Source organism: Qipengyuania soli (genome assembly GCF_015529805.1).
Taxonomy (GTDB): domain Bacteria; phylum Pseudomonadota; class Alphaproteobacteria; order Sphingomonadales; family Sphingomonadaceae; genus Qipengyuania; species Qipengyuania soli.
Genome location: NZ_CP064654.1, coordinates 272804 through 293228, shown reverse-complemented (window position 1 = coordinate 293228; position 20425 = coordinate 272804). Strand labels below are relative to the sequence as shown.

At 63.3% G+C, this 20425-nt stretch carries 20 protein-coding genes and 1 tRNA gene; 12 read left to right on the top strand and 9 right to left on the bottom strand.

Annotated elements, in window-relative coordinates; translation table 11 throughout:
- The first annotated feature begins 3 nt into the window (after positions 1 to 3).
- The gene (locus IRL76_RS01440; protein ID WP_200982489.1) at positions 4 to 495 is read left to right on the top strand and encodes a DUF2721 domain-containing protein; all 492 of its coding nucleotides are present in this window, start codon (positions 4 to 6) and stop codon (positions 493 to 495) included.
- 119 nt (positions 496 to 614) lie between these two features.
- On the top strand, positions 615 to 818 hold the full coding sequence (locus IRL76_RS01435; protein ID WP_200982487.1) for a hypothetical protein: 204 nt from the start codon (positions 615 to 617) through the stop codon (positions 816 to 818).
- A gap of 4 nt (positions 819 to 822) precedes the next feature.
- Here IRL76_RS01435 and IRL76_RS01430 read toward each other — a convergent pair whose 3' ends face one another.
- Together IRL76_RS01430 and IRL76_RS01425 are read right to left on the bottom strand one after the other, a co-directional pair.
- Complete coding sequence (locus tag IRL76_RS01430) at positions 823 to 2118, bottom strand: DUF418 domain-containing protein (RefSeq protein ID WP_246449906.1); 1296 nt, start codon at positions 2116 to 2118, stop codon at positions 823 to 825.
- 100 nt (positions 2119 to 2218) lie between these two features.
- On the bottom strand, positions 2219 to 3283 hold the full coding sequence (locus IRL76_RS01425) for an SPOR domain-containing protein (RefSeq protein ID WP_246449903.1): 1065 nt from the start codon (positions 3281 to 3283) through the stop codon (positions 2219 to 2221).
- A gap of 222 nt (positions 3284 to 3505) precedes the next feature.
- Between IRL76_RS01425 and IRL76_RS01420 the strand changes: the two genes are divergently transcribed.
- The 3 genes from IRL76_RS01420 to IRL76_RS01410 are packed head-to-tail and all read left to right on the top strand — an operon-like array spanning position 3506 to position 6121.
- Positions 3506 to 4222, top strand: coding sequence for a ParA family protein (locus IRL76_RS01420; RefSeq protein WP_200982485.1), 717 nt, complete (start codon positions 3506 to 3508; stop codon positions 4220 to 4222).
- Positions 4223 to 4246: 24 nt separating this feature from the next.
- Complete coding sequence (locus tag IRL76_RS01415; RefSeq protein ID WP_200982483.1) at positions 4247 to 4747, top strand: hypothetical protein; 501 nt, start codon at positions 4247 to 4249, stop codon at positions 4745 to 4747.
- A 39-nt stretch (positions 4748 to 4786) separates the two neighbouring features.
- Positions 4787 to 6121: an SPOR domain-containing protein gene (locus tag IRL76_RS01410; RefSeq protein WP_200982481.1), complete on the top strand. Its 1335-nt coding sequence runs from the start codon at positions 4787 to 4789 to the stop codon at positions 6119 to 6121.
- 75 nt (positions 6122 to 6196) lie between these two features.
- Here IRL76_RS01410 and IRL76_RS01405 read toward each other — a convergent pair whose 3' ends face one another.
- Together IRL76_RS01405 and IRL76_RS01400 are read right to left on the bottom strand one after the other, a co-directional pair.
- The gene (locus IRL76_RS01405) at positions 6197 to 7429 is read right to left on the bottom strand and encodes a dihydroorotase (RefSeq protein WP_200982479.1); all 1233 of its coding nucleotides are present in this window, start codon (positions 7427 to 7429) and stop codon (positions 6197 to 6199) included.
- Complete coding sequence (locus tag IRL76_RS01400; RefSeq protein ID WP_200982477.1) at positions 7426 to 8451, bottom strand: aspartate carbamoyltransferase catalytic subunit; 1026 nt, start codon at positions 8449 to 8451, stop codon at positions 7426 to 7428. Before IRL76_RS01400 ends, IRL76_RS01405 begins: the two co-directional genes overlap by 4 nt.
- Positions 8452 to 8553: 102 nt before the next feature.
- Here IRL76_RS01400 and sppA point away from each other — a divergent pair, with 102 nt between their 5' ends.
- Together sppA and IRL76_RS01390 are read left to right on the top strand one after the other, a co-directional pair.
- Positions 8554 to 10431, top strand: a complete 1878-nt coding sequence (gene sppA, locus IRL76_RS01395; protein WP_200982475.1) for a signal peptide peptidase SppA — start codon at positions 8554 to 8556, stop codon at positions 10429 to 10431.
- Between the two features lie 82 nt (positions 10432 to 10513).
- Positions 10514 to 10588 (top strand) — tRNA-Val (locus IRL76_RS01390).
- A gap of 45 nt (positions 10589 to 10633) precedes the next feature.
- Here IRL76_RS01390 and IRL76_RS01385 read toward each other — a convergent pair.
- Positions 10634 to 10891, bottom strand: a complete 258-nt coding sequence (locus IRL76_RS01385) for a hypothetical protein (protein ID WP_200982473.1) — start codon at positions 10889 to 10891, stop codon at positions 10634 to 10636.
- 57 nt (positions 10892 to 10948) lie between these two features.
- Positions 10949 to 11566 (bottom strand): TetR/AcrR family transcriptional regulator, encoded by a 618-nt coding sequence (locus tag IRL76_RS01380; protein ID WP_425504502.1) that lies wholly within the window; start codon positions 11564 to 11566, stop codon positions 10949 to 10951.
- Between the two features lie 127 nt (positions 11567 to 11693).
- Between IRL76_RS01380 and IRL76_RS01375 the strand changes: the two genes are divergently transcribed.
- The 4 genes from IRL76_RS01375 to IRL76_RS01360 all read left to right on the top strand — a co-directional run bounded on the left by IRL76_RS01375 (position 11694) and on the right by IRL76_RS01360 (position 17483).
- Positions 11694 to 14021, top strand: a complete 2328-nt coding sequence (locus IRL76_RS01375) for a TonB-dependent receptor (RefSeq protein WP_200982469.1) — start codon at positions 11694 to 11696, stop codon at positions 14019 to 14021.
- Positions 14022 to 14125: 104 nt separating this feature from the next.
- On the top strand, positions 14126 to 15541 hold the full coding sequence (gene serS, locus IRL76_RS01370; RefSeq protein WP_200982467.1) for a serine--tRNA ligase: 1416 nt from the start codon (positions 14126 to 14128) through the stop codon (positions 15539 to 15541).
- On the top strand, positions 15541 to 16305 hold the full coding sequence (gene surE / locus IRL76_RS01365; protein ID WP_200982465.1) for a 5'/3'-nucleotidase SurE: 765 nt from the start codon (positions 15541 to 15543) through the stop codon (positions 16303 to 16305). The genes serS and surE overlap by 1 nt, the downstream gene beginning before the upstream one ends.
- Before the next feature lie 56 nt (positions 16306 to 16361).
- Positions 16362 to 17483 carry a potassium channel family protein gene (locus tag IRL76_RS01360; protein WP_200982463.1) on the top strand — a complete coding sequence of 374 codons (1122 nt, stop codon included), beginning with the start codon at positions 16362 to 16364 and terminating at the stop codon, positions 17481 to 17483.
- A 3-nt stretch (positions 17484 to 17486) separates the two neighbouring features.
- Here IRL76_RS01360 and IRL76_RS01355 read toward each other — a convergent pair whose 3' ends face one another.
- Genes IRL76_RS01355 through IRL76_RS01345 form a run of 3 tightly spaced genes read right to left on the bottom strand, consistent with a single transcriptional unit; the run spans position 17487 to position 18831 of the window.
- Positions 17487 to 17873, bottom strand: coding sequence for a DUF1761 domain-containing protein (locus IRL76_RS01355; protein ID WP_246449901.1), 387 nt, complete (start codon positions 17871 to 17873; stop codon positions 17487 to 17489).
- Positions 17874 to 17891: 18 nt separating this feature from the next.
- Positions 17892 to 18296, bottom strand: coding sequence for a DUF1761 domain-containing protein (locus IRL76_RS01350; protein WP_200982461.1), 405 nt, complete (start codon positions 18294 to 18296; stop codon positions 17892 to 17894).
- A 1-nt stretch (position 18297) separates the two neighbouring features.
- Positions 18298 to 18831: a hypothetical protein gene (locus IRL76_RS01345; protein ID WP_216629301.1), complete on the bottom strand. Its 534-nt coding sequence runs from the start codon at positions 18829 to 18831 to the stop codon at positions 18298 to 18300.
- 45 nt (positions 18832 to 18876) lie between these two features.
- Here IRL76_RS01345 and rimO point away from each other — a divergent pair, with 45 nt between their 5' ends.
- The gene (rimO, locus tag IRL76_RS01340; RefSeq protein WP_200982457.1) at positions 18877 to 20250 is read left to right on the top strand and encodes a 30S ribosomal protein S12 methylthiotransferase RimO; all 1374 of its coding nucleotides are present in this window, start codon (positions 18877 to 18879) and stop codon (positions 20248 to 20250) included.
- Positions 20251 to 20425 lie beyond the last annotated feature (175 nt).

The following is a 20425-nucleotide window of genomic DNA, read 5'->3' as shown; positions in this document are numbered from 1 at the left end:
CCGATGTTGCTCGACCTTTTGGCGTCTACCCCGGCCAGTGCGATCCTCGAACGAACGAGTTCGACGGCTCAGGTACAGCATGTCGTCCAGCTGAGCCTTGCACCCGCCTTCCTTCTTGCCGCCATCGGCGCGGTGATGAACGTGATGACCAATCGCCTGATCTGGGTCGCAAACAAGATCGAGAAGATCATGGCTGCCGACGAGGAAGGCCGTGCGGGCATCCTGCTGGAGGAACTGCCCGCCCTTGAGAAGCGGCGCATCTATGCCCAGCGCGCGGTCATGCTCAGCACAGCGGCAGCACTCACCATCAGCATCGTCATCGTACTGCTGTTCGTCAGCGCCTTTGTCCGTACCCCGCTCGGTACGCTCGTGGCCTTGAGCTGGATCGTGACCATGGCATTTCTCGTTGCAGGTCTCGCGTCCTTCCTGATGGAGACGAGAACTGCCGCAAAACGCAACCGCGAGCGAATGAAGCGTGTGATGCACAACGGCTGAGCGCATTCCACGCGCATTTCCCCGCTCAATTGACGTTACGGAAAGGCCGGGAGGAAAGCTGTTATACAGGGTTCACATTGATCGTCTCATCTGCGCTCAGGCAGAGAAGGAGATGCTTCATGGGCCGCATCCTATTGTCCATCACGGGCGAGCGTGAAGAAACGCTCGAACTCGAAGTGCTCGACGAAGCCACGGCACTACTCGTGGCGGATATCAACGTCGTGCATGGCAATGCCGAATTGTGGGACGGTGACCGACGGATCGCGCGGCTGACCAAGCACGGCGGCACACATGGCACCTTTTGGGAAATCGCAGGACCCTAGCGGGCTACCGGCGCAAGGGGAAAATCCGCCAGTAGGTCAGGCAGCGCCACAGCCACTCTAGCGGTCCATAGCGGTACCTCTCGAGCCAAGGCTTCGACCAGCCGAGCATGGCAACCCAGACTGCCAGGACCATCGCGAAAAGGGCCAGACGGTGGATCGAACCGAACAGGCCGAGACCCCAGGCCGGGAAAATCGCCAGCATGATGATCGAAGTCCCGAGGTAATTGCTGAACGCCATCCGTCCTGCTGCCACGAAACGCTGCCCCAGCCATCCCTGCGTAGCCTTGGGAGACCAGACGACAAGCAGTGCCGCAAGGCCGAGCGTGAACAGGAGGCGCGGAATCATGAACAGGCCCTGGAACACGAAGAAGGTCAGGAAGAAGGGGAAACCGGAAGCATAGGCCCATATGCCGAGCCCCGCCGAGATGGCGGCACCTGAACCCAGCCCCACCCAACCCCAAAGCCGCATTTCCGACCGATCGAGTTCGCCGCTGAAAAAGCCGAAGCGGTAAAGCCCCATTCCCATAAGGATCAGGCCAATGGTTTCGAAGAGGCCGAAACCGATGCCGACGAGGTTCTGGCCCGTTTCTTCGACAATTTGGTGGCGGACTGCCGCGGGATAGTCGCTCTTCCTGACCCGCGTAATATCCTCGGACACCTCCTTGCGGATTTCGGGAACGGCGTTGCGCATTCTCTCCTGCTGTTTCTCCGAAAGGCGCTTTTCCGCCACTGCCGGATGGGTGGCGAGATAGTATTGCGAACCGATCATCCCGAACATGGCGAGAGTGCCGAGCCCATAGAGCGACAGGCCGACGAGGAACTGCGTCTTCGCCCGCCACTTCATGCACAACAGTGCGACCATGCCCCATACCGCGTAGGTCTGCAGGATGTCGCCGAACCAGATCAGGTAATAATGGATCATGCCGAAGAGCAGCAGCCAGACGAGGCGCCGGAACTGGAGCCAGCGCCCGGAACCCTTCGCCCAGGCCTTCTCGACGAAGAGCATCATCCCCGCCCCGAACAGTAGAGTGAATAGTCCGCGCATCTTGTGGTCGATGAGGACGTACTGGATGACCCAGACGATGCGGTCCCCCTCTGTCGGTCCGCCCGGCATGGCACCTGGCCAGACATAGACCATGAACGGGTGCGCGAAGGCTGTAATATTGGCAAAAAGGATGCCCAGGACGGCGATGCCACGGATGAAGTCGAGGCTTACCAGCCGGTCATCACCCAGCGTTGCACTCGGCTGAACTGGCACAGTCGCGACATCTGCCGTCATCTGGTCGATCGATTCTGCCATTACCCATCCCCACCGTGTTCTATCCCACTAACGCACGGCATTGGATTGCCAAGTCAGGAACCGACCAACGGTCGAAGGATGCGGACAAACTGCGCGCAGTCTACTGCGTTACAAGGCAGTCCTGACCGCTACGCTTGAGCGACGCGCACGCGGCTGCGGCTTCATCGCGTGTTGCATATCCGCCTGCGAGCAACTTCGTCAGGCGTCCGGCGGGTTCCTTGACCTTCTGGCGTCCGGCGACTTCGCTGCGAGACGCAAGTTTGTCCCACAGTTTGTCGGCATTCCCCGGAACGCCGAAGGCACCCAACTGGATCTTCCAGCTGCCCGATGCTCGCGTTGGGGTTTGGGCGATCGCGGCGGGTGGCGGTGAAACTTTCGGCGGTGTCGCGACCGCTTCTGGAGCTGTCCTTGCCGGAGCCGGAGGTTCTGCCCGTGCTACAATTGTCGCCTTGGGATCGCTTGGCGATCGTGTCGGATAATCGACACCTGGCTTGCTCGAAGAGGGAGGCGTCGGCAGGTTGCGAGGTGCGGCCGTTTCGCTTGCCAGAGCAAGGTCGACGGCAGCCAGCTCTCTGGCTCGCGTCGCCTCCGCCTTGGCTTTGATCTCGGCAGCAAGCGTCTGTGCTGCCTGTCGATCCGCGAGCGGAATGAAATCGTCCATTTGCGCCAGGGCACCGCGCGCCTGGGGGAGGCCGGTGGAATTGGCGAGCGAAGTCAATGCATAGGCTCGGCGCCAGTCCTTCTCTACCAGATCGCCGTTGAAATAGGCGATGCCGAGGAGATACTGCGCCCGCGGGTCACCGCGCATCGCAGCGCCTTCGATATAGGGCATCGCCTTCTCGCGCTCGCCCTTCTGGAACAATATCAGTCCATAATTGTCCGCCGCCTTGATATGGCCCTGCGCGGCCGCGCGAGCGTACAGCGCCTCCGCCTGGGCCTGGTCGGCATCGACACCGCGGCCCAGGCGGTAGGCCTGGGCAAGGTTGAACTGCGCGTCAGGGTCGCCCTGTTCGGCAGGACCGACCCATTCGCGCACTGCCATGGCGTAGTCACCACGACTCCAGGCATCGACACCCGCCTTGACGTCGGCCAATGCGGGTGCAGCCATGACGATGGTCGCCACTCCCGCCACCAGCACAAATGCCTGTTTCATCACGCGAACCATCGACCCAGTCCCTCCTATCGGCGCTTCCAACCGGCGCCCGGTGACGCATCCTATAGTAAACTCGCGGTTAGCAAAGCCTTGCGCCGCCAGCGGCCGGACCCCGGCGATGCAAAGTGTCGGCAAGTTAACTCTAAATTAGGGGTAGTCTGCGATTTCCCATCGGGAGAGCCGCAAATGGTCGCGGCAGACGTATGACACAGGCGCAAACCAGGGGGACAAGCCTTGCGTGTACTGGCACTGGCATCACAGAAGGGCGGATCGGGTAAAACCACGCTCTCCGGACATCTAGCCGTTCAGGCCCAGCGCGCAGGCGCCGGCCCGGTCGTGCTCATCGACATCGACCCCCAGGGTTCGCTGGCCGACTGGTGGAACGAGCGTGAGGCGGAATACCCTGCCTTCGCCCAGACCACGGTGGCCCGCCTGGCCAACGACCTCAACGTCCTGCGCCAGCAGGGCTTCAAGCTGGCCGTAATCGACACGCCGCCGGCGATCACCATGGCGATCCAGTCGGTGATTTCGGTCGCCGAACTGATCGTGGTTCCGACTCGTCCCAGCCCGCACGACCTGCGCGCCGTCGGTGCCACTGTCGACCTGTGCGAACGCGCCGGCAAACCGCTGGTTTTCGTGGTCAATGCCGCGACGCCCAAGGCGAAGATCACTTCGGAAGCCGCCGTCGCACTGTCGCAACATGGCACGGTCGCCCCGATCACCCTGCACCACCGCACCGATTTCGCAGCCTCGATGATCGATGGCCGCACGGTGATGGAAGTCGACCCCGAAAGCCGCTCGGCCGCCGAGGTTACGGCGCTGTGGAAGTACATCGCCGACCGCCTGGAAAAGAACTTCCGTCGCACGGTTTTCGCCGCGCCGAACTCGCAGTCGGCGCTTCCCGGTGCTCATCGCCCCTCGGGTGGCTTCGGCCGCCGGGTGGCACAGTAAGAACGGAAAGGCGGAGACTGCCGGATGTCTGACGCCAATTTCGCCTCGCTCTCTCCCACTCTCCTTGCCCGCAAGGGTGGCGCCAAGCCAGCCATGCGCCCGCAGTCGGGAATTCCCGGCCCGGTCGATGGCGCCGCAGCGGCTGCCAACCTTGAAGACCTCGGCTGGAACGACATGGGAGATGATGCAGGTCACGACGGCAAGGTCGTGCAGCTAGCTCCGCAGGCCGCGAACGAAAGCGGTGCGCCCAACCAGGTGCGCCAGTCGCTCGATCGCATCGCTGCGCATATGGAACGCCCCGTCGCGGAAGAGCGCCCGGTCGTTCGCCAGGCCGCATCGAGCCGCGGCAAGCGCGCAGCCTTCACGCTACGCCTCGACCACCAACGCCACCTCCAGTTGCGCCTTGCCTGCACCGTTCGCGGTCGCAGCGCCCAGCAACTGGTCACCGACGCACTTGATGCCCTGCTCGCGGAAATGCCGGAAATCGCCAGCCTCGCCGCGCAGGTCCAGGGCAAAGAGAAGTAAACCGAAGACGATGTGGGATCGCCTCCAGGGGGATTTGAAATGAGCACCGAGACGAATGCCAAGACCCGCCGGCTCGTACAGCTTGCCGTTACCACGGCACTGGCGACGACCGCGCTGAGCGCTTGCACCGGCAAGGTCGCGCCGTCGCACAATTATTCGGCCGCGCAGGCCGAAACTGCTCTGGCCAAAGGCAAGACGAGCAAGGCGATTACCCACGCCGAAGCCGCCGTTCTCGCCAGCCCGCGCGACGCCTATACCCGCACCCTGCTGGCAAACGCCTATCTGGAAGCAGGCCGCTTCCAGTCGGCAGCCACGACCTTTGCTGAAGCAATCGAACTCGGTGACAACGCGCCGCGCACCATCATCAGCTATACGTTGGCCCTCACGGCCATCGGTGACCAGGCAGGCGCTCTCGAAACACTTCGTGTCCACCAGTCGGAAATCGATCCGGCGGACTTCGGGCTCGCGCTCGCACTTGCCGGTGAACCGGGCCAGGGTGTGCACATCCTCCTCAACACGCTTCGTGGCGGCCAGAACACGGTCAAGGTTCGCCAGAACCTCGCCTATGCCTACGCCCTGTCGGGTTCGTGGACCGAAGCGCGCCTGATCGCCGCCAACGACGTTCCGGGCGACGAGCTCAACAAGCGCATGGCCAGCTGGGCATCGATGGCCAGCCCCGAGTTCTACACGGCTCGTGTCGCGAGCCTCCTCGGCGTGGAAGCCAAGGAAGATCCGGGCCAGCCTGCGATGCTCGCGCTTTCGAACCACCAGAGCGTCGAGCAGCTGGCACAGGAATCGGCTGATACGGTCGATACCGCTCCGCAGAGCGATTTCGCCCTTGCTTCCGAACTGCCCGCAGTCGACCAGCAGGCGAGCGTCGACGACAGCGCTGACGCAGCCCTCGCCGAAGCAGGCATCTCGAACGACTTCGACCACAGCTTTGCGCAAGCCGAGACGGTCCAGCCGCTCCCGGCAACCTACACCCCGGCGGCCAAAAAGACCGACGTTTCGCTGGTAGCTGCACCGCCCAAGGCGCAAGAGCCTGCTCCCTTCGCCTCGCATGCGTTGGCCTCGGGCGATTACAATATCCAGCTCGGCTCGTATTTCTCGATGTCCGATGCGCAGGCAGCGTGGAAGGTATTCCAGAAGCGCTATCCCGAACTGTCGGGTGCCGAAAAGGTCATCACCAAGGCCCGCGTCAACGGCAAGATCTACTACCGCGTCGCAGCCGCCGGCTACGCCAAGGCTTCGGCACAGTCGATGTGCCGCACGGTCAAGAGCAAGGGTGAAGGCTGCATTGCCTACGCCGCAACCAATCCGCTTCCCGGCGCACTTGCAGTGGTCCGGGACGAAGTGCGGGTCGCAGCGCGGTAACATTCGCGCACTCCATCCAGCCTTCGTAGCCCCGTCCGGAGCAATCCGGGCGGGGCTTTTTCAATGGCTGTGAAGTCACAGGGTAATCGGCACGCCACCCTTGTAGAGCGCGCTGACGCGGCCTTGCGTAGGCTGACCATCGAACGGCGTATTACCGGCGGTAGCCTCCATCCTCGCGCTCTGGATGATCCACGGCTTGTCCGGGTCGATGATGGCGATGTCTGCCTCGTGTCCCCCGGCAATGGCTCCTGCCTGCACTCCCAGGAGTGCAGCGGGATTGCGCGCGAGCAGGTCAAACGCCCTGCCAATGTCGATGACACCGTCGCGGACCAGCGAGAGCGTCATTGCCAGCAACGTCTCGGCTCCCGCCATGCCCGGCTCCGCATCGGCGAAAGGCAGGCGCTTGTCCTCGGGCCCGCGCGGGTCGTGACCGCTGGCGATGACGTCGATCGTCCCATCCGCAATGGCCTCTCGCACTGCCTGCCGGTCGGCTTCGCTGCGTAGCGGCGGCGAGAGACGGGCAAAGGTGCGGAAGTCGACCGTCGCGAGGTCGGAGAGCATGAAGTGTGCCGGAGTGACGCCGCAAGTAACGCGCTGGCCAGCGTCCTTGGCCTGCCGCACCAGGTCGAGCCCCGCTCGCGTCGTGACCTGCCGGAAATGCAGCTTGGTACCTGCCATTCGGGCAAGAGAAATATCGCGTGCGATGGCGATCGCTTCGGCTTCGGCCGGCGCGCTCGGCAAACCGCGGCGGGTAGCAACCTCCCCGGCAGTCGCGACGGCGCTACCCACCAAAGCGGCATCCTCGGCATGCGAAACGACGATCATGTCGAGCATCGCCGCATACTGCAGCAAGCGCAGCATTGCGCCCGAGTCCGCGATCCACTGGCGTCCCGTTGCGATCCCGCGAGCCCCGGCCTCGCGCATGAGGGCGAATTCGGCGATTTCGCGCCCCTCGAGCCCGCGTGTCGCCGCGGCGAGAGGGTGGATCCAGAAGTCGGGCTTGCCGCTCTTGGCGATGTAGGAGACCCGGCTCGGAAGGTCGAGCGGCGGCGACTGGTCGGGCATCAACGCCGCGCGGGTAATCCCGCCGAAGTGGAAGGCAGGCTTGTCGATTGCGAAGACACCGAAGTCGATCAGTCCCGGGGCGACAAGCTTGCCGCCCACTTCGACTATCTTGTCCCCGTCCCGAGGCGCGTCAGCGCCTGTTGAAGCGATTATTCCATCGGCAAGGCGGAGCGTGCCGTCGATGATGCCCTCCGGCGTGACAATCCGGCCGTTGGTAATCGCGATGGGGCGCTGTTGCTTCATGCCGCATCTCCCCATCCTGCAACGCCTCTCGCGCGGCGCGTCAGCACGTCGAGTGCGGCCATGCGGATTGCGACGCCCATCTCGACCTGGCGAGTGATGATCGACCGATCGATCAGATCGGCAACCTCGCTGTCAATCTCGACCCCGCGGTTCATCGGCCCAGGGTGCATGACCAGCGCATCGGGCTTCGCATTGGCGAGTCGCTTCTTAGTCAGGCCGTAAAGGTGATGATATTCGCGCGCCGAGGGGATGAACTGGCCGCTCATCCGCTCGGTCTGCAGGCGCAACATCATTGCAACGTCGGCGTCATCGAGCGCAGCCTCGAAGTCATGGTAGACCTCCGCTCCCATCGCCTCGATCCCCGATGGCATCAGCGCTGGCGGTGCACAGAGCCGGACCGTCGCCCCGAGCGCCTGCAGGCACAGCAGGTTGGAACGCGCGACGCGGCTGTGCAGGATGTCGCCGCAAATCACGATCGTGAGGCCGGTGAAGTCGTCGGCTGCTTCTCCCCTGTCACGCAGGGCATGGCGCAGGGCCAGCGCATCGAGCAGCGCCTGTGTCGGGTGTTCGTGCTGCCCGTCGCCCGCGTTGAGGACCGGGCAATCGACCTTGTCGGCTATCAGCTGTGTCGCCCCGCTCGACCCATGCCGGATGACGATGGCGTCGGCGCGCATGGCGTTGAGCGTGATCGCGGTGTCGATCAGGGTTTCGCCCTTTTTCACGCTCGATTGCGCAGCGTGCATGTTGACGACGTCCGCCCCCAAGCGCTTGCCCGCGATCTCGAAGCTCAGCAGCGTGCGGGTCGAATTCTCGAAGAAGGCATTGATGATGGTGAGGCCCGCCAGAAGGTCCTCATGCTTGGTCGCTTGCCGATTAAGCGTAACCCATTGTTCTGCCTCGTCGAGCAGGAACAGGATTTCGTGCCGTTCCAACTGGCCGATGCCAATCAGGTCGCGGTGCGGGAATGCCAGCGCGCCCGCAGGATAGCGGGCCGCATGCGGCGAAGTTTCCATCGATGCCATTGAAGCCACGCCCTTAGTCGAGCCTGATTGGTCTCTCAAGCGCTTTCCGGTGGCGAAGTTTCTTCGCCTTCCCTAGCTAGGGCGCAACAGGAGAAATTCTCGATGCATTTTGCGGGTCGTGTCTGGCGTTTGCTGGTCGGCATCAAGGACGCGCTGGTCCTCGTCTTCATGCTGCTGTTCTTCGGGTTGCTGTTCGCGATTCTTGCCGCACGCCCCAGCCCGGCAGCGGTTCGTGACGGCGCGCTATTGCTTGAACTCGACGGCCTCGTTGTGGAGGAACGGGCAGAAATCGATCCGATCGCTGCCCTGCTGGCATCGCAAGCCCCGACCGCCGAATACCAGGCTCGCGACCTGGTGCGGGCGCTCGACGCCGCTGCGAAGGACGAACGCATTTCTGCTGTCGTGCTCGATCTCGACCGCTTCCTTGGAGGGGGCCAGGTACACCTGCAAGAAATCGGCGAGGCGCTCGACCGGGTACGTGCAGCGGACAAGCCTGTCCTCGCCTTCGCTACAGCCTATGCCGACGATGCCATGCTGCTGGCGGCGCATGCGTCGGAAATCTGGGTCGACCCGCTTGGCGGTGCGGTCATCGCCGGGCCTGGAGGCCAGCGGCAGTACTACGCCGGCCTTCTCGAGAAGTTGAAGGTCAAGGCGCGTGTCTACAAGGTCGGCGAATACAAGAGCGCGGTCGAGCCCTACACCCGCTCGGACATGTCGGATGCGGCGCGCGAGAACTACAGCGCACTTTATGGGGCGCTGTGGGAAGAGTATCAGGCGGCGATCAAGAAGGCGCGGCCGGCAGCCAATATAGCGAAGGTCACCACCGATCCCGTCGGGTGGGTTGCAGCGGCCAAGGGCGATCTTGCCACAGCAGCGCTGCAGGCCGGCCTCGTCGACAAACTTGGCACGCGCGCCGATTTCGAGAAGCGCGTGGTCGAACTGGTCGGTGAAGACGACTGGAGCGATCTGCCGGGTGCCTATCCGGCCACCCCGCTCGACGCCTGGATCGAAGACAATCCAGCCCCTGCCAAGGGCAAGCCAATCGGGGTCGTGACCATCGCAGGTGAGATCGTCGATGGAGACGCCGGTCCCGGCACGGCAGGTGGCGAACGCATTGCCGAATTGCTCGACGATGCGCTGTCGCAGGATCTAGCGGGCCTCGTCGTACGCGTGGATTCACCGGGTGGTTCGGTCCTGGCATCCGAACAGATCCGCAATGCCATCCTGCGCCACAAGGCCAAGGGCATCCCGGTGGCGGTTTCAATGGCCAATCTCGCTGCAAGCGGCGGCTATTGGGTGTCGACCCCGGCAGACCGCATTTTCGCCGAGCCGGAGACCATCACCGGCTCGATCGGTATCTTTGCGGTCATTCCAACTTTCGAGGAAACTGCTGCCAGCCTGGGCGTAAATTCAGATGGGGTGCGCACCACTCCGCTCTCCGGCCAGCCTGACATCGTGGGTGGATTGACCCCTGAAGTGGACGCCCTGCTGCAGGCCACTATCGAAAACGGCTACGAGGATTTCCTCGAGCGGGTTGGCAGGTCGCGGAAACTGACCCGCGACCAGGTCGACCGGATCGGGCAGGGCCGTGTCTGGGATGGCGGTACAGCCCGCCAGATCAACCTCGTGGACCAATATGGCGGCATCGACGATGCGTTGGAGTGGGTCGCGAAACAGGCCAAACTGGGCAGCACCTGGCACGCCGAATACCTCGGCAGCGCGCTTCCGAACTACGACAGCCTCTTGCGGCGTTGGCTCATCGACGATGCGGGCACGGGCAGCCGACAGGATGTTGTCGCGCTTTTCGCACGGCGGGAGAATGCTCTCGTTTCGAGAATGCAGGGCGATCTCGATCGCCTTCTCAAGGTGCAGGGGATGCAGGCCTATTGCCTCGAGTGCGAACCCGTCTCGCAGGCGAGGACTTCCGCCAAGCTGGAGGTCAATTGGCTCGCCAGGTTTGCGGCAGCACTACTCGACTAGGCAGGCGCTTGCCTTGGCGCGATTCGCCGCGTAAAGGCCCGCCCCTGCCCCGATGGCACGGCTATCGAAGCATCGAATGGGCGGGCGCGTAGCTCAGCGGTAGAGCACACCCTTCACACGGGTGGGGTCACAGGTTCAATCCCTGTCGCGCCCACCATCCGACCCGCCGAGGCGGGTGGATGGGACCTCGCGAACTATCGGCTCATGCGGCTTGGCGCGGCGAAATGTCCGGGTCTGCGGTCGTGGTCGCGGACTTGGCCGCCTTCTCGCGCTCGTTCTTCTCAATGAGCTTCTTGGCGACATAGCCGCCAGCCCCCAGTGCGATCATCGCGGGAAGGCTCATACGGCGCAGGACGGTTGCCGCGACGACGCCAAGTGCTGCGCCGCCGGCTCCACCGACTGCGCTGGTCTGCTTGGCGAGTTTGTCGCCGACGAATGCTCCGATAATCTTGCCGAACATTTGAAAGTCTCCTTTGGAGATCAAACCGTTTCGGGCTGCCGGGGTTCCGGGAAAGGCTCAGGCGATTGGGGCTATTCCCGACTGCAAAAGGCGATTTGCTGCTGCAGCAACCTCGGCCGCGTCCGGATCGCCCTCGCGCGCCCAGATCGCATAACGAAGGCCGAGGAAGACATTCATGCCCATCAGCGCCCAAGCCTCGGGTGTTCCGAGGCCCTCGCGCAGTTCGCCACCCTTGCCGCCAGCCCGAAGGCGATCCTCGATGCGCGAGCCGATGGTCTCATAGTGAGCGCGATAGCTTTCGGCATCGACGAATTCTGCCTCGTCGATGATCCGGTAAAGCGCCTTGTTTTCGGCAGCGAAGCGCAGGAATGCCTCCAGGGCCGCTCGCTCCACTTCCAGTGCGTCCATGCCAGGCACCAGCGCGTTTCGCGCCGCGGCACCAACCGCCTCGCTCATGTCCTTCACCAGCGCGCGGAAGATCGCATCCTTGCTGTCGTAATAGGTGTAGAAGCTTCCCAGTGCGACGCCTGCCCGCCGCGTGATCCCGCTGATCGAGGCTTCGTGAAAGCCGTGATCGGCAAATTCGCGGGCCGCAGCATCCAGCAGCTTGCGCAAGGTCTTGCGACCGCGCTCGGTGCGCGGGGCCTTGTCCGCAATGCTCGTTTCAGCCGCCATCGACATCCCCCGTTACCGGAGCGTTCGTAAGCCGGAACTTGGATCCTCGCAAGATGAACTTGAAAGGTGGTTCAGGTTTCATTATTGGCTGGCGGATAAGACAATCCGGGAGGGAGAATTCCGAATCATGCTTACGCAACGAAACCTCATCGCCTGCCTTCTCGCGGGCGCCGCCACTGCCGCTTTCACCTCGACCCCGGCCAGCGCGCAAGACGTCGACGGCGCAGCTGCGACCACCGCGAGCGAGGACGACGCGGGGAACGTAATTGTCGTGACCGCGCGCCGGCGTGAGGAAAGCATCATCGATGTGCCCCTGTCGGTCACTGCGCTTTCGGGCGAGGATATGGAGCTCAAGGGCACGACCGACCTGACCCAGATCGGCCAGGAGGTGCCCAACCTGACACTCGAAGTCAGCCGTGGCACCAATACGACCCTTACCGCCTTCATTCGCGGCGTCGGACAGCAGGACCCTGTCGCAGGGTTCGAAGCCGGCGTGGGTCTCTATGTCGATGACGTTTATCTCAACCGTCCCCAGGCAGCCGTGCTCGACGTGTACGATGTTGAACGCATCGAGGTGCTGCGCGGCCCGCAGGGTACACTTTACGGCCGCAACACTATCGGGGGTGCGATCAAATACGTCACCGCCGCCCTGCCCGACGAGACCCAGGTCAAGGTCAAGGCAACCTACGGTTCCTACAATCAGGCCGATCTCATCCTGACGGCCTCGACACCCGTCAGCGACAGCTTCAAGATTGGCGCGTCGGTGGCACGCCTTTCGCGCGGAGGGTTCGGCGACAACCTCACCCAACCCGGAGTCGAGAACTACAACAAGGACGTCTGGGCAGGTCGCGGCACGATCGAGTTCGACAATGGCCCGCTCTTCATCCGCCTGTCGGGCGATTATGTGAAGGACAACTCCGACCCCCGACAGGGCCACCGCCTGCTGCGTGGTGCCTTCACCGGCGCTCCCGTCCTCGACAATGTCTACGACACACGCGCCGGACTCAATGTCGTCGAACAGGAAGTCGAGGCCTATGGCGGGGGCCTGACCGTCGCCTATGATCTGAGCGACACGCTGACGCTCAAATCCATCACGGGATATCGCAAGGACAAGTCCACGACGCCGATCGACTTCGACAGCCTTCCGGCTGCGGACCTCGACGTTCCGGCGATCTACCGTAACAAGCAGTTCAGCGAGGAACTCCAGCTTCTTGTCGAAGGTGACAGGTTGTCGGGCGTACTCGGCGCATATTACCTCGACGCCAATGCCTTCACTGCCTTCGACGTGGCGCTGTTCACCACCGGCGCATTGCCCGCGGTGGGGCTTCCCGGCCTGAATGCCCAGACGCTCGGCGATGTCGACACCAAGACCTGGTCGATCTTCGGCGATTTCACCTACGATCTAACCGACCAGTTGAGCCTCTCGCTCGGTGGTCGCTACACCTGGGACAAGCGTAGCAGCCGCATTCTGCGCACCACCTTCATCGGCGGCTTTTCCGACCTGTTCCCGCCATCGACCGCGATTCCGATTGCCGTCACCAGCGACTTTGAAGGCAGTGCGACGTTCAAGGAATTTACCCCGCGCGCATCGCTGGCCTTCAAGCCGGACGACAACAACACGCTCTATTTCACCTATTCCAAGGGCTTCAAGGGCGGCGGTTTCGACCCGCGCGGCCAGTCGACTGCGGCTCCAGATCTCGATGGCGATGGCGATCGCGATTATGCGGACCGGTACGAATTCCTGAGCTTCGCCCCCGAAAAGGTCGACAGCTTCGAACTCGGTTGGAAGGCGTCGTTGCTCGACAACCGACTCTACATCAGCATGGCCGCCTTCAAGGGCGACTACACTGATGTCCAGATTCCCGGCTCGGTGGGCTTCGACACCAACAATGACGGCGTCAACGACAGCTTCATCGGCATCACCTCGAACGCGGGCGATGCCGACGTCAACGGCTTCGAGTTCGAGGGCCGTGCTTTGGTAGGCAAGGATTTCGCGGGTCCAGGGAGCCGCTTCGCCTTCAACTGGGCCCTCGGCTACCTCGATGCCAAGTACAACACCTTCATCGATGCCTTCGGTAATGATGTCGCTGACCAGCGGGTGTTCCAGAACACTCCGGACATTACCGTGAACGCCGGTTTCGACCTCGGCCTGCCCGTCGCCAACGGGATTGTCGACTTCATTGGATCGGTCTCCATGCGCTCGGATTCGAGCCAGTTCGAAGTGCCCGGCCCACTCGACCAGGATGGCTTCGAACTGGTCGATGCCAGCATCGTCTACACCGACGACAGCGACCGCTGGTCGATCGGCGTTCACGGCAAGAACCTCTTCGACCAGCGCTACATCGTCGCAGGGTACGACTTCGTGACTGCTACGCGTCTCGGCCTCGAAGGGAACCTTACCGGCTTCTACGGCGATCCCCGCCGGTTTTACGTCACGGGCCAGTTCAAGTTCTGATCTCTCCCCAGGGCTTGATATGCGAGGGCCGGGCTTCGACCCGGCCCTCTTCGCATCTGCTACCCTCTGGCCATTCGCGTGACGGCAGGGCATAGCGCGCCGCCATGCACGACATCGCCTTTATCCGCACGAATCCCGAAGCCTTCGACGCTGCCCTCGCACGCCGTGGGGCCGAGCCCGTGGCCGCGAAAATCCTCGAGCTCGACTCTGCGAGGAGGGAAGCTGCAACCAAGGTCCAACAGGCGCAGGGCCGTCGCAACGACGCGTCCAAGGCGATCGGTCAGGCGATGGGCCAGGGCGACAAGGACAAGGCCGAGGCGCTGAAGGCAGAAGTGGCCGAGATCAAGGCGGCCATGCCCGAATGGGAAGAGGCCGAGCGCACCTCAAGCAAGGAACTCGACGCGCTTCTCGCCATCCTGCCCAATCTGCCGGCAGCAGACGTGCCCGATGGCGCGGACGAGAGCGACAATGCCGAAGTCCATCAGTGGGGCACGAAGCGCGAGTTCAACTTCGAGCCGAAGGAACACGCCGACCTCGGCCCGGCGCTGGGCATGGAATTCGAAACCGGTGCCAAGCTGTCGGGCGCACGCTTCACTTTCCTGCGCGGCGACATGGCGCGCCTTCATCGCGCGCTCGCCCAGTTCATGCTCGACAAGCAGACGCGCGAGAATGGCTACACCGAATGCAACCCGCCAGTACTGGTCAATGACGACGCGATGTACGGCACCGACAAACTGCCCAAGTTTGCGGAAGATAGCTTCAAAACGTCGGTTAAATCTCTGAGTCCCCAAGCTTTCATGAGCAGTCTCCAAGCTTGGGCATCGGCTCACGGCACCGAGAGCATCGACCTGACCCAGACGGACACAGCCTTTTATCAACCATTCTTTGATGCGATTGAGTGCGAAACTCGCCGCTGGCTGATCCCGACTTCGGAAGTCCCCCTCACCGCTTCGGTCGCGGGCGAAATCCTTCCGGACCTTGCCGAACCGATCCGCATGACCGCGCACACGCTGTGCTTCCGCTCCGAAGCGGGCGCGGCGGGACGCGATACGCGGGGCTTCATCCGTCAGCACCAGTTCGAGAAGGTTGAGCTGGTCAGCGTATGCCGTCCGGAAGACAGCGAGGCCGAACACGAACGCATGACCAAATGCGCCGAGAGCATCCTCGAAGCGCTCGACCTGCCCTATCGCCGCGTACTGCTGTGCACCGGCGACATGGGCTTCGGCGCGCGCAAGACCTACGACCTCGAAGTGTGGCTGCCCGGACAGGGCGCATGGCGCGAGATCTCTTCGTGTTCGAACACGGGCGATTTCCAGGCGCGCCGAATGAACGCGCGCTACCGCCCCGAAGGCGAGAAGAAGACCGCCTTCGTCCATACGCTTAACGGCTCGGGTCTCGCTGTGGGACGCACGCTGGTCGCGGTGATGGAGAACTATCAGCAGGCCGACGGCAGCGTCAGCGTACCCGACGTACTCGCCCCCTACATGGGCGGCGTCACCACACTGGAGCCCAAGGCCTGATGCGCATCCTCCTCACCAATGACGACGGCATCCGCGCTTCCGGCCTTACGGTCCTGGAGGGCATCGCGCGCCAGTTCAGCGACGACATCTGGATCTGCGCCCCGGACGAGGAACAGTCGGGCATGGGCCACGCCCTCACGCTGACCAAACCTGTCCGGTTGCGCCAGCATGACGAGCGGCGCTTTTCGGTCACCGGCACACCGACCGATGCGGTGACCATGGGTCTGCGTAAGGTCGTCCCCGGACCGCCCGACCTGATCCTGTCCGGCGTCAATCGCGGCGCGAACCTCGCCGACGACATCACCTATTCGGGCACCGTCTCCGCCGCGATCGAAGGCGCGCTGGCAGGGGTTCGCTCGATTGCACTGAGCCAGGTCTATGCCCGCGAGGGCATGGGCGAGGACGTGCCTTTCGGCGCGGCCATCGAGTGGGGCGCGAAGGTTCTGGCTCCGCTACTCACCACGCCGCTTCCCAAGCGCACACTCGTCAACGTGAACTTCCCGCCGCTTCCCGCGTCGGAGGTGAAGGGCATTCGCGCCGTGCGGCAGGGCTTCCACGACTATTCGCGCGGCACCGTGGTCGAAGGCCGCGATCCGCGCGGCTTCAAGTATTACTGGTTCGGGCTCGATTCCATCGAGCACACTCTTGACCATGGCACCGACCTCGAAGCCATCGATGAAGGCTACATCTCGGTGACCCCGCTCCAGCTCGATCTCACCCACCACGCCTCGCTCGGCGCGCTAGCGGACCGCTACGAGCCCTAGCGCCATTCGCCCAAGGGCGTTGACCCTGCGGCAGTTTCTGTCGAAAGAGGCGCCGGATGAGCGGAGAGAGCAGGAAACTTTCGGTCAAGCAGACCGCATCGCCGCGCAACCCGCGAGGGCCGCGATTCCAGCCGCTTCGCCGGGCTGTTCGCATTCCGGTTTGGGGCGATCTCGGCATCAGGCTAGGCCTTGCGCTGCTGCTCATCTTCGCGGTGATCATGATCCACTGGTGGGACCGCGAGGGGCTGGTCGACAATCTCGACGGCGAGGTCAGCTTCCTCGACGTCGTCTATTTCACCATGATCTCGATCACCACGACAGGGTTCGGCGACATCGCGCCCATTTCCGACCGCGCGCGGCTGGTCGAGGCGGTTATCGTGACGCCCGTCCGCTTCGCCGTGCTCTTCATCTTCGTCGGCACGGCCTATAACTTCATCATCAAACGCACATGGGAGCAGTGGCGCATGGCCCGCATCCAGGAACAGTTGCGCGACCATATCGTCGTGCTGGGCTTCGGCATTTCGGGCTCGGAAGCGGTTGCCGAACTCATCGAACGTGGCACCGATCCCAACCGTATCGTCGTCATCGACCCGAGCGAGGAACGACTGGCCGAGGCAGAGGCGCTTGGTTGCAACGTCATGGCTGCAGACGCGACGCGGGACGAGACGCTGAAGGCGGTGCGCATTTCCGAAGCGTCGAACGTTCTCATCTCGGCGGGCCGCGACGACACTACCATCCTGATCACACTGACCGCCCGCTCACTCGCCCCCGATGTGCCCATCAGCACCGTCGTGCGTGCCGACGACAACGAATCGCTCGCCCGCCAGGCAGGGGCAAACAATGTCATCAATCCGGTGCGCTTTACCGGCCTGCTGCTGGCGGGAAGCGCGAAGGGCGAGCACATTGCGGACTACCTCGCCGACCTCGCGTCGGTTTCTGGACGGGTCCAGCTGATCGAGCGCAAGGTCCTGCCCGAAGAGTGCGGCTGTTCGATTTCGCAGCTGTCCTCCGGCGGACGGGGCCTGAGGGTCTATCGCGATGGCAAGGCGCTCGGCTTCTGGGAGGATGCGTGCCAGAATCTGCAGGCGGGCGACATCATCGTCGAGATCGTCCCGACGGAGAACGGCGCCGCCAAGGGTGACGGCCACTTCCACAATGACCGCCTCGATGTCGGCTAGGGCTCAGCGCAAGGAGAGCAACACCGCGCCTGCCAAGGCCATGCCGACCACGAAATGGCCGGCGTCGATAAGGAACAGCGTCAGCGACTTCCTCTGGTGGAGGTAGTTGATCCCGATGGCAGGCGTCATGATCGACAGTCCGAAACCTATGGCGATCATCATGATCGCCCGGTCTGACGCGCCCGTCCGGGCAATCGTGTGTTCGAGCATCAGCACGACCAGCATTTCGAAGGCCAGCGTCAGCACCATGATCTTGCCGACCTGGGCCCCGTGCGGCGCTTCCGTGATGCCGGTTTCGCGCTGCCATGCCTTGCCGAACAGCACGCCGTACCAGATCGCACCGACCGCAAAGAAGGCGATTGATGCCATCGCGACGGCGAAGATGTTCACATCACCCAAGGCGCGCGCTCAGGTCAGGTAGGCGTGCACCACGCCCATCGCCGTATAGAACAGCAACCAGTAGGCTGCGTCGATGAAGAACAGCGTCCGCGACTTCTGCGAAAACAAGTAGTTGGTGCCGATGGCCGGCACGATGAAGCCCAGCGCTACGCCGAAGGCAGTGAGGATCTTCACCCCCACCGACAGATCCTGCGCATAGGTCGCAAAAGTATGTGCCAGCGTCCAGCTGGCGAGCAGCGAGAAGGCGAAGGCCCCGCCATAGATCGCTCCCATGTTGCCCTGCTTGATCTGCTCTTCGGTAAGGCCGACGGCGCCCATCCACTTCTTGCCCATGACCGGGCCGTACCAGATCCCGCCGACCACGAAGCCGGCCAGAGCCGCCACGACGACGGCAATCCAATTGACTGACAGCATGCTACCTCTCCCCTGGTTGCATCCACTCCAAGGATAGCGAATCGCCGGGTTTCGCCAAGTCCCATTGCTCGGAGAAGCCGCGGATGCCTTCGCGGATCGCGCCAAGTCGGTCACGGACGCCGTCGGGTACCGGGACGTGCGAAGCTGCCCAACCCGGCTCGGCCATTGCCATGATCCCCTCGTCGTCGCTGCCGCCACTCCAACTCTCCGCCTCGAAGCACTCGACGAGGCGTTCGGCCTGAAGCAGTTCCACAATGTGGTCGTGCGGCACCTGGGCCCGCTTGGCGCTGGCATGGCCCGCTTCGGCTGCCATGGCGCCGACCGCTTCGGGGTCCATGCCCGACGCAACGAGGCCCCAGAAGCCGTGCGCCATGCCCAGTTCGTGTTCGACGAAGAAATGGAACGCGTCGTGTGGAACCGGGCCTTTCTTGGGAAAGTCGAAGCCTGCACGTGACCCGTCGTCGCGCTCGATGGCGACGTTATCGGACGTGCTCCCCTTGGTCAGGACGATGCGCATCGCTTCGCGGTAGCGCAAAGCGTCAATCGCGTGTAGGGGGCCGCGCGAAATCCGGATAATCGCATGACCACTTCCCCCGCCTCGATCCCCGACCAGAAGAAGGTCGGGATGGTTTCCCTCGGCTGCCCCAAGGCGCTGGTGGATTCCGAACGCATCCTCACACGCCTGCGTGCGGACGGCTATGCCATGAGCCCCGACTACGCCGGTGCCGACGTGGTGCTGGTCAACACCTGCGGCTTCCTCGACAGTGCCAAGGAAGAAAGCCTGGAAGCGATCGGTGAGGCGATTGCCGAGAACGGCCGCGTCATCGTCACCGGTTGCATGGGCGAAGAGGCGGATGTCATCCGCGCCCGCTTCCCCCAAGTGCTCGCCGTCACCGGCGCCCACCAGTACGAGGACGTGGTCGAGGCAGTCCATGAAGTCGCCCCGCCATCGCAGGGACCGTTCGTGGACCTGATCCCGCAGCCCGACGTCAAGCTCACCCCGCGCCACTACAGCTACCTGAAGATTTCCGAGGGCTGCAATCACTCATGCGCCTTCTGCATCATCCCGCAGCTTCGCGGAAAGCTCGCCAGCCGTCGCGTCGATGCCGTGCTGCGCGAAGCGGAAAAGCTGGTGGCCGCTGGGACCAGGGAACTGCTCGTCATCAGCCAGGATACCTCGGCCTACGGCGTCGATACCCGGCACGAGGAGCGGATGTGGAAGGACCGTCCCGTCCGCGCGCACATGACCGATCTAGCCCGCGAACTGGGCCAGTTGCGCACGCCCGAGGGTACTCCGCCCTGGGCGCGGCTGCACTACGTCTATCCCTACCCCCATGTCGACGCGGTGATCCCGCTGATGGCCGAGGGGCTGCTGACGCCGTATCTCGACATCCCCTTCCAGCATGCCAGCCCGTCCGTGTTGCGCGCCATGAAGCGCCCGGCCAACGAGGCCAAGGTGCTCGAACGGCTCAAGAGCTGGCGCGAAATCTGCCCTGACATCGCCATCCGCTCGAGCTTCGTGGTCGGTTTCCCGGGCGAGACCGAGAATGATTTCCAGTATCTTCTCGACTGGCTGGAAGAGGCCCAGCTGGACCGCGTCGGTGCCTTCCGTTTCGAGCCGGTCGAGGGTGCCCAGGCCAATGCCCTGCCCGACCCGGTCCCCGAAGCGGTGAAGGAAGAGCGCTACGCCCGCGTCATGGAAGTGACCGAGCGGATCAGCGCCGCCAAGCTCGCCGCCAAGGTCGGCAAGGTCATTCCGGTGATCATCGACGAGATCGGCGAACCCGACGAAGATGGCGACATCGGTGCGACCGGTCGCAGTCAGGCCGATGCTCCCGAGATCGACGGCGCGGTGTATCTGCGCAACGTCCCGGCTTCGCTTTCGCAGGGCGATATCGTGCCAGTTTCGATCGAAGAAAGCGACGCACACGATCTTTTTGGCGTTCCGGCCTGATTCTTGTACGCGGGCGACAACCGGATTTACCCGTTAACCTTATTCGTAAGCCGCGCGAAACCTGCCCTAAAGTGGCGGAAATTCGAGGTTTTGGTGAGTAGCTTGGGAGCGTTCCCGAGGGTTCGGGCCGAATTTCCTTAGCCTAATTTCCTAAACCGCATTTAACCATCGCAAC

Coding starts and splice junctions, on each gene's coding strand:
- IRL76_RS01440 (WP_200982489.1), top strand. CDS start 4: ATGTTGCTCGACCTTTTGGCGTCTACCCCGGCCAGTGCGATCCTCGAA.
- IRL76_RS01435 (WP_200982487.1), top strand. CDS start 615: ATGGGCCGCATCCTATTGTCCATCACGGGCGAGCGTGAAGAAACGCTC.
- IRL76_RS01430 (WP_246449906.1), bottom strand. CDS start 2,118: ATGGCAGAATCGATCGACCAGATGACGGCAGATGTCGCGACTGTGCCA.
- IRL76_RS01425 (WP_246449903.1), bottom strand. CDS start 3,283: ATGGTTCGCGTGATGAAACAGGCATTTGTGCTGGTGGCGGGAGTGGCG.
- IRL76_RS01415 (WP_200982483.1), top strand. CDS start 4,247: ATGTCTGACGCCAATTTCGCCTCGCTCTCTCCCACTCTCCTTGCCCGC.
- IRL76_RS01410 (WP_200982481.1), top strand. CDS start 4,787: ATGAGCACCGAGACGAATGCCAAGACCCGCCGGCTCGTACAGCTTGCC.
- IRL76_RS01405 (WP_200982479.1), bottom strand. CDS start 7,429: ATGAAGCAACAGCGCCCCATCGCGATTACCAACGGCCGGATTGTCACG.
- IRL76_RS01400 (WP_200982477.1), bottom strand. CDS start 8,451: ATGGCATCGATGGAAACTTCGCCGCATGCGGCCCGCTATCCTGCGGGC.
- sppA (WP_200982475.1), top strand. CDS start 8,554: ATGCATTTTGCGGGTCGTGTCTGGCGTTTGCTGGTCGGCATCAAGGAC.
- IRL76_RS01385 (WP_200982473.1), bottom strand. CDS start 10,891: ATGTTCGGCAAGATTATCGGAGCATTCGTCGGCGACAAACTCGCCAAG.
- IRL76_RS01380 (WP_425504502.1), bottom strand. CDS start 11,566: ATGGCGGCTGAAACGAGCATTGCGGACAAGGCCCCGCGCACCGAGCGC.
- IRL76_RS01375 (WP_200982469.1), top strand. CDS start 11,694: ATGCTTACGCAACGAAACCTCATCGCCTGCCTTCTCGCGGGCGCCGCC.
- serS (WP_200982467.1), top strand. CDS start 14,126: ATGCACGACATCGCCTTTATCCGCACGAATCCCGAAGCCTTCGACGCT.
- surE (WP_200982465.1), top strand. CDS start 15,541: ATGCGCATCCTCCTCACCAATGACGACGGCATCCGCGCTTCCGGCCTT.
- IRL76_RS01360 (WP_200982463.1), top strand. CDS start 16,362: ATGAGCGGAGAGAGCAGGAAACTTTCGGTCAAGCAGACCGCATCGCCG.
- IRL76_RS01350 (WP_200982461.1), bottom strand. CDS start 18,296: ATGCTGTCAGTCAATTGGATTGCCGTCGTCGTGGCGGCTCTGGCCGGC.
- rimO (WP_200982457.1), top strand. CDS start 18,877: ATGACCACTTCCCCCGCCTCGATCCCCGACCAGAAGAAGGTCGGGATG.